The sequence below is a fragment of the Gardnerella bivia genome (assembly GCF_049262715.1).
GTDB classification, from domain to species: Bacteria; Actinomycetota; Actinomycetes; order Actinomycetales; family Bifidobacteriaceae; genus Bifidobacterium; species Bifidobacterium vaginale_A.
Map to the genome: position 1 here is coordinate 836,749 of NZ_CP058399.1, position 16,605 is coordinate 853,353.

Annotated in this window: 15 protein-coding genes and 1 tRNA gene; all 16 read left to right on the forward strand. The window is 39.0% G+C overall.

The annotated features are described in order from the left end of the window. Positions 1-15: 15 nt before the first annotated feature. Positions 16-702 carry a non-canonical purine NTP pyrophosphatase gene (locus tag HXT27_RS03380; protein WP_103043253.1) on the forward strand — a complete coding sequence of 229 codons (687 nt, stop codon included), beginning with the start codon at positions 16-18 and terminating at the stop codon, positions 700-702. A gap of 106 nt (positions 703-808) precedes the next feature. Then, on the forward strand, positions 809-1,990 hold the full coding sequence (locus HXT27_RS03385) for a DMT family transporter (protein ID WP_103042849.1): 1,182 nt from the start codon (positions 809-811) through the stop codon (positions 1,988-1,990). Between the two features lie 856 nt (positions 1,991-2,846). Beyond that, positions 2,847-3,857: a LacI family DNA-binding transcriptional regulator gene (locus tag HXT27_RS03390; RefSeq protein WP_103042850.1), complete on the forward strand. Its 1,011-nt coding sequence runs from the start codon at positions 2,847-2,849 to the stop codon at positions 3,855-3,857. Positions 3,858-4,030: 173 nt separating this feature from the next. Further along, the gene (locus HXT27_RS03395; RefSeq protein WP_103042851.1) at positions 4,031-5,515 is read left to right on the forward strand and encodes a sugar ABC transporter ATP-binding protein; all 1,485 of its coding nucleotides are present in this window, start codon (positions 4,031-4,033) and stop codon (positions 5,513-5,515) included. A gap of 208 nt (positions 5,516-5,723) precedes the next feature. After that, positions 5,724-6,725: an ABC transporter permease gene (locus tag HXT27_RS03400; protein WP_075524027.1), complete on the forward strand. Its 1,002-nt coding sequence runs from the start codon at positions 5,724-5,726 to the stop codon at positions 6,723-6,725. 403 nt (positions 6,726-7,128) lie between these two features. Beyond that, positions 7,129-8,070: a D-ribose ABC transporter substrate-binding protein gene (locus HXT27_RS03405; protein ID WP_103042852.1), complete on the forward strand. Its 942-nt coding sequence runs from the start codon at positions 7,129-7,131 to the stop codon at positions 8,068-8,070. Between the two features lie 363 nt (positions 8,071-8,433). Beyond that, positions 8,434-8,829, forward strand: coding sequence for a D-ribose pyranase (gene rbsD / locus HXT27_RS03410; protein ID WP_103042853.1), 396 nt, complete (start codon positions 8,434-8,436; stop codon positions 8,827-8,829). Positions 8,830-8,917: 88 nt separating this feature from the next. Beyond that, positions 8,918-9,973: a ribokinase gene (locus HXT27_RS03415; protein ID WP_103042854.1), complete on the forward strand. Its 1,056-nt coding sequence runs from the start codon at positions 8,918-8,920 to the stop codon at positions 9,971-9,973. A 250-nt stretch (positions 9,974-10,223) separates the two neighbouring features. Further along, entirely contained in the window at positions 10,224-11,240 is a 1,017-nt protein-coding gene (locus HXT27_RS03420) for a ribose-phosphate diphosphokinase (protein ID WP_075524023.1), read from the forward strand. A gap of 167 nt (positions 11,241-11,407) precedes the next feature. Beyond that, complete coding sequence (rpsF, locus tag HXT27_RS03425; protein WP_075524022.1) at positions 11,408-11,704, forward strand: 30S ribosomal protein S6; 297 nt, start codon at positions 11,408-11,410, stop codon at positions 11,702-11,704. A gap of 231 nt (positions 11,705-11,935) precedes the next feature. Further along, complete coding sequence (locus tag HXT27_RS03430; protein WP_103042855.1) at positions 11,936-12,520, forward strand: single-stranded DNA-binding protein; 585 nt, start codon at positions 11,936-11,938, stop codon at positions 12,518-12,520. A gap of 87 nt (positions 12,521-12,607) precedes the next feature. Beyond that, complete coding sequence (gene rpsR, locus HXT27_RS03435) at positions 12,608-12,856, forward strand: 30S ribosomal protein S18 (protein WP_004105399.1); 249 nt, start codon at positions 12,608-12,610, stop codon at positions 12,854-12,856. Between the two features lie 16 nt (positions 12,857-12,872). Then, a complete protein-coding gene (gene rplI, locus HXT27_RS03440; protein ID WP_075524020.1) occupies positions 12,873-13,319 on the forward strand; it encodes a 50S ribosomal protein L9 in 447 nt (148 codons plus the stop codon). 522 nt (positions 13,320-13,841) lie between these two features. Next, positions 13,842-15,134, forward strand: a complete 1,293-nt coding sequence (locus HXT27_RS03445) for an Mbeg1-like protein (protein WP_422113212.1) — start codon at positions 13,842-13,844, stop codon at positions 15,132-15,134. Between the two features lie 32 nt (positions 15,135-15,166). Then, a complete protein-coding gene (truA, locus tag HXT27_RS03450; protein WP_103042856.1) occupies positions 15,167-16,066 on the forward strand; it encodes a tRNA pseudouridine(38-40) synthase TruA in 900 nt (299 codons plus the stop codon). A 218-nt stretch (positions 16,067-16,284) separates the two neighbouring features. Beyond that, positions 16,285-16,371: transfer RNA gene (locus tag HXT27_RS03455), tRNA-Ser, on the forward strand. Positions 16,372-16,605: the final 234 nt, after the last annotated feature.

Below are 16,605 nucleotides of genomic sequence, written 5' to 3' on the forward strand. Positions count from 1 at the left end.
AGAAAGGCAGATAGAGTGAAAATTATTGTGGCAACGCATAATGAGGGTAAACTTGTGGAAATTAAGCGCATACTTTTTGAGGAGTGTGAGGATTTTGCGTGCCAGGTCACTCTATTAACAGCAGGCTCTTTAGGTCTTCCTGATCCAGTTGAAACAGGCGTAACTTTTGAGCAAAACGCTTTGCTTAAAGCTCGTTGCGTTGCAAGCCTTACAGGTTGCCCTGCGATTGCAGACGATTCTGGACTCATAGTTGATGTGCTTGGAGCTGCTCCTGGAATACTTTCTGCGCGCTGGAGTGGTGTGCACGGAGATGATTTAGCAAACAACACTTTACTTCTTAAGCAACTTTCAGATATTCCAGACCCATGTCGTACTGCTAGATTCCGTTGTGCTGTGGCTTTGGCTGTTCCTGAAGATTGCAATCAAATACATCAAGAAAGTGCTATGAACCATTCTCATAGTTTTGAAATAGTACGATTTGGTGAAATGACTGGCAGGCTTTTGCGCGAGTCTAGAGGTGAAAATGGTTTTGGATACGATCCGCTTTTTGTTCCAGATGATCAGCCTGTTAGAAATGGCGTGCAAATGGAAGGATTGACTTCTGCTGAGCTTAGCTCGGAAGAAAAAAACGCGATATCTCACAGAGGTAAAGCCTTGAGAGCGCTACTACCAGAATTGAAAGCAATGTGCTTTACTGAATGAAAGAATAGTATAGTAAAAGGCGCGCGCAAAGGCGAGTTAAGTAAAACTAATCTAGTAAACTCAGTAAGTATTCTAAAAACTAGTTTTAGTGAGCCAGAGGAAATTTATGTCTAAGTTCTTATTGAACAGAAAGTCTTGTGCACGTTCTTGCGAATCGGATAATAATATTGCGAATCGCAAAGAAGAAGAGCTTAGTGAAACTAAATCTGAAACTTCTGCTGATACTTCTTGCGAAACTTCATCTCATGCTTCGCGTCCTGAAACTTCCACTAAAACTTCCTCTAAAACTTCCTCTAAAACTTCCTCCAACACTTCCTCTGAAACTTCCTCTAAAACTTTTGACTCGTCTAAAGCTGCACAGCTTGCTATTTCAAGTTCTCCAGATTCGCCGAATCCTGCTTTTAGTTCGTCTGCTCGCACAATTTTTATTGGCATGATTCTCACTCTTTTAGGCGGAGCACTTTGGGGCACGAATGCAACAGTGTCTAAGATTCTTATGGGCGATTATCATGTAACTCCCTTGCAAATTGCGTGTGTTAGACAACTTGCTGCAGGCGTTCTTTTCTTCATAACAGCTAGTATTTGCACAAGAAAGCAATTAGTTAGTGCAGTGAAATCTACGCGTTCTTGGGGAATGTTCGTTTTAACTGGAATAGTATGTGTGTTGCTAACTCAAGTTTCATATTTATGGGCAATTGATTGGACTAATTCCGGCACTGCAACTGTGTTGCAAAGTCTTAATCTTGTGTTTGTGCTCGTATACGCGTGTTTGAAGAATAGGCGATTTCCTAACGTTCGTGAAAATGTTGGTGTTTTACTCGCTTTTGTTGGCACTGCTTTAATGGCAACTGGTGGCGATTTTTCTAAATTATCTCTACCTATTATGGGGCTTATCTGGGGGCTAGTAGATGCTGCTTCAACAGCAGCTCTTGCGATTATGCCAGTTAAATTGATTGCTAAGTGGGGAAATCTTTCAATAAACGGCATAACGTTTATTGTTGCTGGGCTGATTTTGTTGCCTTTTGTTAGACCATGGGAAACTATGCCTGCGTTGGATTGGCGTGGAATCGCTCTTTTTGCTTTTACTGTAGTTGGCGGAACTTTTGGAGCGTATTGGCTGTTTCTTTCAGGCATAATGCGAGTTGGTGCTGTTCGCGGAACTCTGCTTGGTGCTAGTGAGCCAGTGATGGCTGCGATTACAGCTGTAATGTTTACTGGTGCAGTGTTTTCTTGGGCTGATTTTGTTGGTTTTGCTCTTATATTCATAATGATGACTCTTCTTAGATGATTTGATTATCTGATGATTTGATTATTTTCTCGTAATCTTCCTCTAAAGCTCTAAAGAAATTATTTAATAAATTTTTGCTAAATTTTCTATACTTTCGGATTTTTTGATACTTTGGGGTTTTTCTATACTTTGGGATTGTTCGATACTTTCAGAATTTTCAGTATTTTCGAAATTCTTAGAACTTTTTCTACTTTCAGAATTCTTAGAATTCTCAATAAAATTCACGTTAAATTTTAGAAGAATTTCAACACGCTACTATTGCATATGAACATTCAAAATGTTATAGTTGCGGTAACGTTACCGCAAAAGGACGAGTAAGAAAATCGTTCTTAAGCAGTATCGGGCTTACTAGATATATGATCGGCGCCGATGGAATATCGAAGTAAGAAATAATTATTGATTGTGGTGTCTTATGCGTGGTTGCTTAAGAGCCGTTTCCCAAAGACGAGAGGAGTATATGGAAAACGTAATAGAAAGCTGAACGTGAGTAAAAAGAGCTTTTCATTATGCGAATAACTAACATGTAATAAAAGCCAAAGTAAAGCAATACTAAAACTCAAGTTAGAGTTTAGATAAGTGAACAAAATCTAAAGCAAGAGTTCTGGTAAGAGTTCGAGCAAAATCTAAAGTAAGAGTTCTGACAAGATCTAACGAAAGATTTCGAGTAAGATTTCTAGCAAAATCTAAAGTAAGAGTTCTGGCAAGAGTTTAAGTTAGCTTGAAAATTAAACGTAAATTAAACGTAGATCAAACATAAATTAAAAGTTCAACGCAATAATATAAGCTACAAATTAGTAAAGTATGTTGTGTTAAAGCTGGTAACAAAATCCAACGTGAAACTGTTGAGGAGGTGTTTATGACGTACATCACTATTCGCGATGTTGCTCAACGTGCAGGAATTTCAGTTTCGACTGTTTCTCGTGCGCTTAATAATAATGGTCGTATATCATTAAACACTAAAGCAAAAGTTGAGCGTGCTGTAGCGGAATTAGGTTATATTCCGGATTCTCGCGCTCAAGCTATGCGATCTTCTCGTACTAAAACAGTTGGATTATTAGTTCCAGATATTCGTAACGCGTACTTTGCTGAATTAGCTTATACTGTTCAAGACTCATTGTTTGATGCGGGTTATTGTGCGTTTATAGGAACATCTTCTGAAAGCGCAGCTCGTCAAGATTCATTCCTAGCAAGCATTCTTTCTCAAAGAATTGATGGTGCAATTATTGTTCCTCAAGGCGAAGTGACAGAAGCTTTGGAAAAATTGATTGAGCAGCATCTCCCATTGATGTTCATGGATCGACATGTAGAACCTCAATCTGGCGGCTTAGAGAATGTGCCTGTTGTTGATTCAGATCCTACTAACGGCATTTGTGACGCTTTGAAAGACATAAAACGTCATGGCTTTCTTTCTGTTGGTTATATTTCTGGGCCTATTGTCGCATCGCCTTCATTGCAAGAGCGTGAGCAAGTGTTTCGCAATGTTGCTTCGAAGATGTTTGGTGAAAATAATGTTTTCGTTGAATCAACAGGGTTTGATCAATCATCTTGCGCTAATGTAGTGAATCGTATGAGAAATTCTGGAGTTAAGGCGCTTATAGTTGGATATTCTCCGGATGCGTTGCGTGTGATGAACGTTATGGCTCGGGAAGGTTTAGTTATTGGAAAAGATATGTCGTTGATTTCATTTGATGATGTTGAAGTTTTCCGATTAGCTACTCCGCATATTTCAGTTATTTCGCAGCAGGTTCAAATAATTGGTCGCACTAGTGCTGAGCTATTTTTGGATATGCTTGAAAATAATTCTGAAGTGAAATCTCATCGCGTAGAAACAGTTTATATTCCACGCGAATCGCTTGGGAACGCGTGACTTTTGTAATGCGAATACGTTTAGAAAATACGTCTAAGTATTAAGTATTAAATATTAAATATTAAATACTAAATAATAAATACGTTTAGAGAATACATCTAAATACGTTTGCATAATTCAACATAATCTGTAATTTTTCGTAAGGCAATGATGCTAAGCGAAGGAGGCAAGACATGACGGAGCTGTCGTTAGTAGGAGTATCGAAAATATTCGGTAATTCTACAGTAGTTGACAATGTTTCTGTAACTGTTAAGCCAGGAGAAGTGCATGTACTTCTTGGTGAAAACGGTGCTGGAAAGTCAACTGTTATTAAAATGATGAGTGGTATTTATCAGCCAGATAAAGGCCATATTGAAATTAACGGTGAAACAGTTCGTATTCCTAATGTGGATGCGGCTCGTAAGTTTGGCATTGCTGTAATACATCAAGAGCTGAATCTAGTGCCAGAACTTTCTATTATGGAAAACCTGTTCTTAGGAACTATTCCTACAAAATTTGGCTTTGTGGATCGTGCCACAATGCGTGCTAAAGCACAAGATGCTTTGAAAGTAATAGGTCTTTCAGAAGATGTTAGTAAGCCTATGGGTGAGCTTGGTGTGGCTCGCCAGCAAATGGTTGAGATTGCAAAAGCTTTAATGCAACATGCGTCAATTTTGATTCTCGATGAGCCTACTGCTGCATTGACTAAGCGTGAGTGTGAACAGCTTTTCAGCATTATGGAAGATTTGAAAACTAAGAATGTTGGAATGGTTTTCATTTCGCATCATTTAGATGAAATCGCTAGGATCGGCGATGTTGTAACTGTACTTCGAGATGGAAAGTATGTTGACACTGTTGATGCGAAAGTTCCAGAAAAAGAGCTTGTGCGACTTATGGTTGGTCGGGATATTACTAATCAGTTCCCACACGGAAATCGCTATAAGGGCGAGGAGCTGCTTAAAGTTGAAGGCTTGACTAGAAAAGGAGATATTCAAAACGTTTCCTTCAGCGTGCATGCTGGGGAAGTAGTTGGATTGGCTGGCTTAGTTGGAGCTGGTCGTACTGAAGTTCTTCGTGCTATTTTTGGCGCTGATACTTATGATTCTGGTTCTGTGTATGTTGATGGCAAGAAGATTCCTAAAGCAAATATTGCAGGTAGCATTGATGCAGGTCTTGGATTAGTTCCAGAAGATAGACGCACTCAGGGCTTGATTCTTGAAGCATCGGTTGCTGAAAATCTTGGAGTTTCGACTTTGATTCCTACATCTCGCGTTGGTTTTGCTGATTTGAAAGGTCAGCGTGAACGTGAAGAATCGACTGCAAAACTTTTACGTATTCGCATGGAAAGCATCGATCAGCTTGCTGGTTCTCTTTCTGGCGGAAACCAGCAGAAAATCGTATTTGGTAAGTGGTCAATGGCAAAAGTAAAAGTGTTGCTTCTTGATGAGCCAACTCGCGGTGTTGATGTTGGTGCTCGAGTTGAAATCTACGAACTTATAAACAGTATTGTAGAAAATGGCGGCGCTGTACTTATGGCTTCTTCAGATTTGCCAGAAGTGCTTGGAATGTCTGATCGCGTGCTTGTGATGTCGAATGGAAAGATTAGTGGAGAGTTGGATGCAAGCCAAGCTACACAGGAAAGTGTGATGGAACTAGCTGTAACGCATTTGGATTCTTAATCTTTGACTAAAGAGATACGGAAATATAAATAAAACTAAAAATAAATTATCGATTTTTGATAATACTTATAAAAATATCGATAAAAATCTTATAAAACGTAAAAAGTTGCGGATTAGTTAAATAAGACTTGCGCATTGAAGCGTGAGAGTTATTTAAGATTCGCATATATATGAGGACAAAATCCGCATAGATAAAGGAGTATCGACGATGACTACTGAACAAAGTACGAAATCTCAGAGCTTAGGTTATGGCAAGAAAGATAAGGGTTTTCTGCCTGTAATTAAGCAATTTGCATCCCGTAATGGTGCGCTTATTGGTTTGATTATTTTGTGTGCAGTACTTTCTTGTGCAACGCCAGCGTTTTTGACTAGTGTCAATATTATTAACGTTGGTATTCAGGCTGCAACTGTTGCTATTTTGGCATTCGGACAAACATTCGTTATTGTTTCTGCTGGAATTGATTTGTCTGTTGGTGCAGTAGCTGCAATATCTAGTATGTTAGTTGCGTACACTGGTGCTTCAATGGGATTGCCTCCAATTCTCACTATTTTAGTTGGCATATTAACTGGTGCTGTATTTGGCTTAATTTCAGGTGTTGCTAATGCTTTCCTTAAACTTCCATCATTTATTGCTACTTTAGCTATGATGTCTGTAGCTCGTGGACTTACGCTCGTAGTTTCAGACGGTAGACCAATTTCTACATCTGGTATGGTGAACTTCTTCGGAGCTACTGTGGCTGGTATTCCAATGCCAATTGTGATGATGATTATTATGGGAGTTATTGCATCTGTAACTTTGAACTTTACAACTACAGGACGTTCTATGTATGCAGTTGGCGGAAATATGGAAGCTTCCAGACTTTCTGGCATTAACATTCATAAGACTCAGATCATGGTGTTCATTCTTTCTGGAGTTTTCTCTGCTATTGCAGGTTTGGTGATTGCAGGTCGTTTGCATTCAGCACAACCTCAGGCTGCAACCGGTTATGAGATGGATGCAATCGCTTCTGTTGTAATTGGTGGTGCTTCACTTTCTGGCGGCAAAGGTAAGATTTCCGGTACTTTTGTTGGCGCAATTTTGTTAGCAGTTATTCGTAACGGCTTGAATATTTTGAACGTTTCTTCCTTCTGGCAGCAAGTCGTTATTGGCTTAGTGATTGCTTTCGCTGTGAGCCTTGATACTTTGCGTAGAAAGGAAGATACTCACTGATTTTTAGGTTTCTTTATTTTCTGACCTCTCCTATGAGAAAGGAGGTGTGCTTCCTCAAATGGTATTGATTTAATACGTAAGCAAATCGATACCAGCACAAATAAATAAATACGGAAAAGAAAAATAAAATATAACTGAAGAATATAACTGAAGAATATAACTGAAGAATATAACTGAAAATATTGGGCTAAAGTCCAAATTTATAACTTAATGAATAACTTAAAATTTATAACTTAATGAATAACTTAAAATTTATAACTTAAAGGTAATGATCAAAAACAAAAGCATAATGATTACACATCGACTTGCTTAGCGAAGATTTGCAAATTGTAGCAAATTTAAGCAAAAGCGAGCGAGATATATTCGTAAAGTTTTGCGAGTGTATCTGATGATCAAAGGAGATATGATGAACAATCAAACATTGCACCGCAGTATTAAACTAGTTTGCGCAGCGATGGCGGCTGGAGCGCTTGTTTTAGGTATGAGCGCGTGCGGAAATTCAAATTCTAGCGATAAAGTTGCATTGTTAGTTTCTACATTAAACAATCCATTCTTCGTGGATTTGCGAGATGGAGCACAAGCTGAAGCAAAGAAGTTGGGTGTTGAGTTACAAGTTTCTGATGCTCAAAACGATTCTTCAAAGCAGCAGGATCAAGCTCAAAATGCTCAATCGCAGGGAGCTAAAGCAGTAATTATTAACCCAGTTGATTCAGATGCTGCTGCTCCTTCTGTTTCTCCATTGTTGAGTGCAAATCTTCCTGTAATTTCTGTTGATCGCTCTGTTACAGGTGTAGAAGTTACTTCACACATTGCTTCTGATAACGTTGCTGGCGGCGCTCAAGCTGCAGATGCTCTTGCAAAAAGCATGGGAGAAAAGGGAGAAGTGCTGATTTTGCAAGGTATTCCAGGTGCTGCTTCTACTCGTGATCGTGGTAAAGGTTTCAAGGATCGTATTAAGAAATACTCAGGAATCAAGGTTGTTGCTGAGCAGACTGCTAACTTCGATCGCGCTGAAGCTTTGAATGTTGCAACAAATTTGCTACAATCTCATCCAAATGCAACTGGAATCTACGCTGAAAACGATGAGATGGCATTAGGTGCTATCCAAGCGTTAGGCGCTAAAGCAGGTAAGGATGTTAAAATAGTTGGCTTTGATGGTACTGCTGATGGCATGAAAGCAATTAAGGCTGGTACTATGGCTGGCACTATTGCACAGCAGCCGAAGGAACTCGGTCGCGCAGCTGTTGAAGCAGCTGTTAAGGCTATTAAAGGTGAGAAAGTTTCTAAGACTGAGCCAATTACTGTGAAGACTGTAGATGCAACGAATGTAAGTGATTTCGAGTAATTGCTTAAAATTTGCATTTCGAAAATATAATTGAAAATCAAATTAAAAGCTATAACTGAAGAATATAACTGAAGAATATAACTGAATATATAACTGAAAAATAACTGAAAAATATGAGCTATGCTCAAAATATAACTAAAAATATAACTAAAAAATAATTAAATATATAACTGAAAAATAATTAAAAAATAATTAAAAAATATGAAAATGATTATATGGCGTTGGAATCGTTGCTTGATTGTAAATTGATACAGCGTTTTCAACGCCATATTTTTAAGAAGACTAATCATTCTAAAGTAAGCGGCAATCACTGTCGATACCGCACAATTGTAGAGTTTTCACGTCATAATTTAAGGAGAGAAAATGCTTACTCATGGTGTTTTGAATGCGCAACTAGCTCAAGCTATGGCTGGATTAAGGCATAAAGATCAATTTGTGATTTCAGATTGTGGTCTTCCTGTACCTGATGGCGTTGAGGTTATTGATTTAGCACTAGTATTTGGCGTACCTCGTTTTAAAGATGTGTTGGATGCTATTAAAGGCGATTTAGTGCTCGAGTCTGGTGTGATGGCTGAAGAAGCTTTAGGAAAAGAGCCTGAATCTTTAGTGAAAGACGCATTTGCAGTACCTTTAACTTATGTTCCTCACGATGGTGAAGATGGTTTCAAAGCATTGGTATCTCAAGCAAAATTCGTGATTAGAAGTGGGGAAACAACGCCATATTCTAATGTGATTTTGCGTTGTGGTGTGCCTTTTTAAAAGTGAATTGTGTAGAAAAATTGCGCTTGTTTTAAGTTGAATTTTATTGTTTGCTGTTATTGGCAAAAATCTTAGTTAGAGGAATAAAATGAGGCATTACGAAGAACTTAGCTCGCTTGAGAATTTGAGTAAAATTGCGGCTGTAAAAAATTTAAATGCAAATAGTGAGTCTGATTGCGCGGCTTTATCGCGTAAAAATGGCATTGCAGTAGTTGGCTCAATGAACGCAGATTACACGATTGTGGCAGATCGTTTGCCTAATCCTGGAGAAACTGTAAATGGCAATGAGATATGCGTGCTTCCTGGAGGAAAATCTGGGAATCAAGCTGTGTCTGCTGCAAAAATTGGTGCAAACGTTTGCATGTTTGGTGCAGTCGGAAATGATTCTAACGCTGATTTTCTTATAAATTCTTTGAAATCTGCTGGAGTAGATACAAAACATGTTCGTCATGTAGAAGATGTTAAAAGTGGAGCTACAGTAATCACAGTAGATTCTAAAAGTGGTGAAAATACAATAGTTTATGCTTCTGGATCTAACTGCAAAGTAGATGTTGATTATATTGAATCGGACTCAGTAAAGTCTGCTTTAACAAGCGCAAAAGTTTTAGGACTCTGTTTTGAAAGTCCTATGGAAACGGTTGCGCATTGTGCAAAATTAGCGCATGAAAATGGTGTTAAAGTATTGATTAACGATTCACCATTTTTAGATAAAATTCCTCAAGATTTAATTGATTCTTCAGATATTTTGCTTGTAAACGAGCATGAGATGGCACAATTATTGCATATTCGTGAGCCTGAAGATGGCGATTGGGATTCATTTGACTGGGAGCATACAGCGAAAGTTATGCATGATTTCGGTTTTGATGAAGCTATTGTGACTCTTGGATCAGAAGGCTCTGTTGTGTTGAATTATGCTGAAAAGGATCCTGTTTGCCGAATCCTGCCGCAAAAAGTTAAAGCAGTCGATACAACAGGATGCGGTGACGCTTTTATGGGCACAGTTTTAGCTTGCTTATCTTGCGATATGCAATTAGACGATGCTGCTGCTCTTGCTTCATACGTGTCTGCATACGCTGCTACTGGATTTGGCGCTCAAGCTTCATATGGAAGTGTAGAAGAGATTCGTAAATATTTTGGCAAGTGATTTTGAAAGCTTATCTTGAGAGATTACTTTGAAAGATTACTTTGAATCGTTTCGAGATTGTTTCTATTCGTTTCAAATCGTACTTTGAAATCGTACTTTGAAATCGTACTTTGAAATCGTACTTTGAAATCGTACTTTGAAATTGTACTTTTGAATCGCTTTGAATCGTTTTGAAATCGCCTATTTTCCTCACGACTTTACCAACTGGTAACATAAAGACCAGTATGTGCAATTTCGAAGGAAGGCTGATATGTCTACGATTCTTGAAGGTAATCCTACAAAGCACTTAATGCTGGTAACTGGTAGAGCATATCCGCAACTTGCGGATGAAACAGCACAATATCTTGGAATTGATGTACTAGAAACTACAGCTTACGATTTTGCAAATGGTGAGATGTACGTGCGTTTTACTCAGCCTGTTAGAGGAGCTGACGTATTTGTTTTACAAGCGCATACAGATCCTATTAACAATTGGATTATGGAACAATTGCTTATGGTTGATTCTTTGCGCAGAGCTTCCGCTAGAAGTATTAACGTTGTAGCTCCATTCTTCGGATATTCTCGCCAAGATAAAAAGCATCAAGGAAGAGAGCCTATTACAGCGCGATTGATGTTTGACTTATTCCGCGCTGCAGGTGCAACTCGCATCTTGACTGTAGATATGCATGCTGCTCAAGAGCAAGGATTCTTCGATGGTCCAGTTGATCATTTAACTGCAATGCCTGTGTTAATTGATTATGTGCGAAATACTATGAAGCTAGATAATGCAACAATTGTTTCGCCAGATGCTGGAAGAATTAAAGTTTCAGAACAATGGGCTGCAAAGTTAGGCGGTTTGCCTTTGGCGTTTATTCATAAAACGCGCGATATAACTCGTCCAAATCATGCAGAAGCTCATGGGATTATTGGAGATATCAAAGGTCGCGATTGTATTGTTGTTGACGATATGATTGACACAGCAGGAACGATTTGTGAAGCTGTTCGAACTTTGCGTCAAGCAGGTGCAAAGTCTGTAACTCTTGTTGCAACTCACGCTTTGCTTTCTGGTCCTGCAGTAGAGCGACTTAAGAATTGCGGAGCTCGCGAAATTATTTTGACAGATACAGTTCCAGTTCCAGAAGAAAAGCGTTTAGAGAATATGACAGTTCTCTCTATTGCTCCGCTTTTAGCTGCTGGAATTAGATCCGTATTCCGTTCTGGCTCGCTCGTTTCCTTGCGTAATGCACTTCCTGAAGATATGAAGCAGAGGAATATTTACGCGCATTAAGCGATAAATATGGATATTGGATCTTTTAGATTAAGCTAATTTTTACAGTCGTTACTTTAAGTTAAACTTAACAGGTTGTTCGTGTGGCAAATAAGCTACTGTGAACGACTTGCAAACACACTCCTGCTATGGAAAGCCCATAGCCGATAGTCCGAAGGAGGTGGGTGATGTCTGCACATAAGTATGAACTGATGTTCATTGCTGATCCAGAGCTTGATGATCGCGGTCTTAAGAAGTTGACTGAGCAATATCTTGAGCTCGTCACCAAAGAGGGCGGTTCTATTGATAACGCCGATTATTGGGGTCGTCGTAAGCTTGCTTATGAAATCAATGGCAAGACTGAAGGCAACTATGCTGTGGTGAGCTACACTGCTGAGCCATCTGTTAGCGATGAGCTTGACCGTGTTTTGAATCTTAATGAGTCTGTAATTCGTACGAAGATTCTTCGTAAGGATGCTAAGTAAACAGTAAAAACAGTAAAAATAAATAAGTACTGTATAAATCTGTAGATAAAAACTGTATATAAAGCAATAAGTAAAATTACACAAAATCACATTGATTTTATAAGACGGATTTTTTAAATCGCGTATATTGCGAAAAGCTTTAGAAAATCTGTGATATTTAAGAAAATCGATTGTATTTTGTAAAACGCAAGTCGAAAATATTCTCCAACTGCGATTCAAAGGGAGACTGATATGGCAGGTGAACCGGTTCTTACAGTGGTGGGAAACCTCATTGCAGATCCTGAATTAAGGAATACGCCTAGTGGCGCATCTTTAGCGAGTTTTACTGTGGCTTCTACGCCGCGCTCGTTTAATCGCAATTCAGGTAAATATGAGGACGGCGCTACTTTATTCATGCGTTGCACTGCTTGGAACGATTTAGCAACACATTGTGTAAATAGTATTCACAAAGGTGTTCGAGTAATTGTTCAAGGCCGTGTAGTTCAGAACTCATACGTAGCTAAAGATGGTTCTAAGCGTAATACTATTGAAATGGTTGTGGATGAGATTGGTCCATCACTAAGATATGCGACTGCTCAAATCACAAAAGTTTCATCAAATAGTGGTTTCGTTGGGAACGCCAATTCTTCAAATCAACCTATGAATGGTTCTAGCGGTTATGATGGAGGTGCGAATTATACTAACACCAACAGTAATTCTATGAATGTAACTCCTGCAGAAGATCCGTGGAGTGCATCTGCTCCTTCAAATGATGGTTTTGCAACATTTGGTTCAACATCAGATTTTGGCGCAGCAGGTGATGAGCCTGAATTCTAAATTGAGTTTAGGAATTTAATAATTTGCTTATTTGCTTATATTTACTAATAAAACATCAGTTAAAACGTATTTGAGAGAGGACATCCTATGTCACGCAAAAGGCCGCAACCACCGGTCAAGCCTTTCAAGAAGAAGCCAAATCCTTTGAAGGCTGCCAAGATTACTGAAATTGATTACAAGGACGTTGCATTATTGCGCAAGTTCGTTTCGGACCGCGGTAAGATTCGTTCCCGTCGTATCACTGGTGTAACCGTTCAGGAACAGCGCAAGATCGCGAAAGCAGTGAAGAATGCTCGCGAAATGGCTTTGCTCCCATACGCCACCACCGGTCGCTGATTGAGAGGATAAGAACATGGCTGAAACCAAGGTTATTCTCACGAAGACTGTTGCCAACCTCGGTCACTCTGGTGACGTTGTTGAAGTTAAGTCTGGCTATGCACGTAATTATTTGATTCCTCAAGGCTTAGCTTTTGCTTGGAATAAGGGAGCTGCTTCACAAATTGAGGCAATGCGCCGCGCTCGCCTTGCTAAGGCTGTAGCCACTCGTGAAGAGGCTGTAGCTCAGAAGGCTCAAATTGAGGGCACTGTTGTAGAAATCTCTGCTAAGGTTTCCGAATCCGGTAAGCTTTTCGGTGGTATTTCTGCAGATAAGATTGCTTCTGCTTTGTCTTCTAAAGCTCAAGTTGAAGCTCGTGCAATTAGTGTTGCCGCTATTAAGACTACTGGTGAGTTCCCAGCAACAGTTACGTTGCATCCAGAAATCACTGCTTCCTTTACTGTTAAGGTTGTAGCCGAGTAGTTTGAATAATCTGTGTTTATAGGTGTCTTACATTTTATTTAGATATCTAATTCAGGTTTTTCATATAACTCGAGTAGTTAAACGTGTTTAGTCTTCTAGTTTGACTAGTTAAATTCCTTGAATTCTTTCTTCGGATTTTTGAATTCTTTGAATTCTTTGGATTTTTCGAATGTGTAAAGTAGAGCTAGAAGACAAGTCCATTTGGATTGATCTTAAGCATTTACCTCGTGCATGTATGTAAAGTGTTTACAGCGTGCGCGAGGTTTTTTCATGTGCTATATCATAAATTCACAGTATGGGCAATTAGTCTACTATCATATAAATATGCCTAATATTCTCGATTTAATTACAAGCGATTTTCGTACTTTTGCACAGCGTCCATTTAACGCTACTGATTCGCTTGTATTTTGTGAATTATCTTATCTTCGTATGCCTTCGTCTGTGCCATTATATAGTGCGGATTCAAAAGGAATATCCACTGTTCCTATTACTGATTTACTCAGAGCTGAAGAGTTTTCAACGATGTTCTCTTGCGGTTCTCCTAAAGTGGATGAATTTCGTAAGAATTTACTTATGGCTGTTTTAGCAAATCCTAGATATCGCGGATTGCGTGTTGGCGAAGTTTTAGAACGCTTTGATGAATCGCATGAACAACAATTTGCTGGAGTTACTTTTGACTTAAGTAATTGTGAAGGTATTGATGATTCGTTTTTTGATGCAAAATCTAAGATGATTGGTTCTGGTTCTGGAGTAGCTGGTTCTGGAGCAACGGGTTCTGATTCTGTGTTTGGGGCAATAGGTTCTTCTGATTCAATTAACTCTGTTGACTCTGATTCTGCTGAAACTGACTCTGTTGTAAGTGATTCTGTTGAAACTGATTCTACTGAAACTAGTTCTATTGAAAACTCTTCTGATTCTGGAATTTCGAATAATTCTAGTCGATTCGGATTTTTTGCAAGTGCTGTAAAGCTTTTCAATAATATTCATAATATTTCGCAATTATTCGGTAAAAAATCCTCTATGTTCTCGAATCTTTCTAAGAAGAGATCATATTCTGGAGCGCTTGTAGTCGCATTTAGAGGTACTGATAATACGCTTGTTGGTTGGAAGGAAGATTTCAATATGGCATTTCGTTGCCCTATTCCAGCACAAGAATCTGCAGAAGAATATTTAACTTCTGTAGCGAAAAGATCTTCAAATAAGCGTTATAACTTGCGCTCAAATATACCTAGATTGCTTGTTGCAGGCCATTCAAAAGGCGGAAATATGGCAGTTTACGCGTCTATGAAGTTGGATTCGAATGATAAAAAATTAGGAAGTCGTATTGAGAAAATTTACTCTATGGATGGTCCCGGGTTTGCATCTGATGTAGTTAATATGGAAGTTTTTTCAGATGTTTCTTCGCGTGTTGAAAAAGTTGTTCCGACTTCTGCATTCATTGGATTGCTTATGGATTCAGCTTTAAAGTATCGCGTTACGCAAGCAGAATCTATAGGCTTAATGCAACATTTTGGAATGTATTGGCAAATTAAAGATGGCGATTTTGCTTATTGTGATTCCGTCACTCCGCGTGCTTTAGCGGTTTCAAATGCAGTTAATCATTGGATGTCTGGACTAGATTTTGACGATCGTAAGCGCAGAATAGATAATGTGTATAACGCGTTATCTAGTTTAGGCTATTGCACTTTCGATGAGATGTCTTTGCATTGGTCTGAAGTGTTGCCTAAATTATGGCAAATAACTTCTAATCTAGATGTGAAGTCTAAAGAATTATTGCGAGATGTTTTAATGGCTTTCACTGGTTTATCAAAGTAGTTTGAAAAAAATAGAAAATATGAGGATATTTGATGAGGATTCGCTTAGATTTTGCGTATGACGGTAGTGGATTTTATGGTTGGGCTAAACAGCCTAATTTGCGAACCGTTCAAGGTGAATTGGAATCTGCTTTGCATAAAGTTTTGCGAGTTCCAGAACGCGATTCAGTCAATCCTTTGCGTCTAACAGTTGCTGGACGTACTGATACAGGCGTTCACGCATCTCATCAAGTTTGTCATTTAGATGTTTCGCAAGATGTTCTAGAAAATTGTATTGGTCACATGTCTTGCGATTCTTTGAGTGCTCTTGAATACAGATTGCGTCACGTTTTACCTCAAGATATTGCTATTCATCGTGTTAGTGCAGCTCCGGATGGATTTGATGCTAGATTTTCAGCATTAGAGCGCACGTATGTGTATCGCATTGTTGACAGATCTGGTTTTGCGTTTGTAGATCCGCGTATGCGAGGATTTGTGTTACAAGTTGATTATGCGTTAAACGTTGATTGCATGAATCAAGCTGCTAAAATGATGGTTGGTTTGCATGATTTTGGATCTTTTGCAAAGCCAAATCCTGGTGGTACTACTATTCGCGAAGTTAAAAAAGCGTATTGGAATAGAATCTCACAGTGCGCTTGCAATCGTCTTGTTCCTCATTTAGAGCAAGGCTTATTGGAGTTTACGATTGTTGCAGATGCTTTTGCGCATAATATGGTGCGCTCGCTTGTGAATGCTTCTGTGCAAATTGGAATGTTGAAGCGTTCTCTTGATTGGTTTGACGATAAAATTCATAATCCTGTTAGAGAAGGGTCAACTGGACCAATTGCACCTCATGGTTTGACTTTAGAAAATGTTGCTTATCCTTGTGATAGTGATCTAGCTCTTCGTGCTAATGCTATTCGTGCGCGCCGTGATATTTCTGAACTAAATTAGTTATTTAATTAGTTTTTTGTTTGTGATTTGGTTGGGTGATCTGGTTTGGCTGCTCTGGTTGGGTGAGTGGTTGTGAGTGTTTTGTGGTTTGGTTTATGAGTGTTTTATGGTGTGGTTTACTTACTCAAACTCGCAGGTAGCTTTGCATATTCGCACGTTGGTTTATAATCGAAAAGTTGCATTTGCTTTCAGCTCACAGTTTTGTGATTGCAATGATTGGATGAATGTCCGAGCGGTCTAAGGAGCACGCCTCGAAAGCGTGTGAGGGTTTACGCCCTCCGCGAGTTCAAATCTCGCTTCATCCGCGAATAGGGTTTCTGGCAAATCGCTAGAAGCCCTTTTTTCATGCCTACATACTAGTGAGTAATGGCTGTTACTTGTCTCACAGACGTTACGCTCTTATGAGGTGCATTGTCATTATGCTTGTGTTACTAGTCTTTAGATTTTTAATTTAACTTTTTCGGAAATAACCCGAAATATCAACGTTCCTGACTTGTTTTCTGTGTTTTGCTGTTGTTGTGAGGCGTGGAAAATACTTA

Excerpts from the sequence above, each read along its gene's own strand:
- HXT27_RS03385 (WP_103042849.1), top strand. The coding sequence starts at position 809 with ATGTCTAAGTTCTTATTGAACAGAAAGTCTTGTGCACGTTCTTGCGAA.
- HXT27_RS03390 (WP_103042850.1), top strand. The coding sequence starts at position 2,847 with ATGACGTACATCACTATTCGCGATGTTGCTCAACGTGCAGGAATTTCA.
- HXT27_RS03395 (WP_103042851.1), top strand. The coding sequence starts at position 4,031 with ATGACGGAGCTGTCGTTAGTAGGAGTATCGAAAATATTCGGTAATTCT.
- HXT27_RS03400 (WP_075524027.1), top strand. The coding sequence starts at position 5,724 with ATGACTACTGAACAAAGTACGAAATCTCAGAGCTTAGGTTATGGCAAG.
- HXT27_RS03405 (WP_103042852.1), top strand. The coding sequence starts at position 7,129 with ATGATGAACAATCAAACATTGCACCGCAGTATTAAACTAGTTTGCGCA.
- rbsD (WP_103042853.1), top strand. The coding sequence starts at position 8,434 with ATGCTTACTCATGGTGTTTTGAATGCGCAACTAGCTCAAGCTATGGCT.
- HXT27_RS03415 (WP_103042854.1), top strand. The coding sequence starts at position 8,918 with ATGAGGCATTACGAAGAACTTAGCTCGCTTGAGAATTTGAGTAAAATT.
- HXT27_RS03420 (WP_075524023.1), top strand. The coding sequence starts at position 10,224 with ATGTCTACGATTCTTGAAGGTAATCCTACAAAGCACTTAATGCTGGTA.
- rpsF (WP_075524022.1), top strand. The coding sequence starts at position 11,408 with ATGTCTGCACATAAGTATGAACTGATGTTCATTGCTGATCCAGAGCTT.
- HXT27_RS03430 (WP_103042855.1), top strand. The coding sequence starts at position 11,936 with ATGGCAGGTGAACCGGTTCTTACAGTGGTGGGAAACCTCATTGCAGAT.
- rpsR (WP_004105399.1), top strand. The coding sequence starts at position 12,608 with ATGTCACGCAAAAGGCCGCAACCACCGGTCAAGCCTTTCAAGAAGAAG.
- rplI (WP_075524020.1), top strand. The coding sequence starts at position 12,873 with ATGGCTGAAACCAAGGTTATTCTCACGAAGACTGTTGCCAACCTCGGT.
- HXT27_RS03445 (WP_422113212.1), top strand. The coding sequence starts at position 13,842 with ATGTTCTCTTGCGGTTCTCCTAAAGTGGATGAATTTCGTAAGAATTTA.
- truA (WP_103042856.1), top strand. The coding sequence starts at position 15,167 with ATGAGGATTCGCTTAGATTTTGCGTATGACGGTAGTGGATTTTATGGT.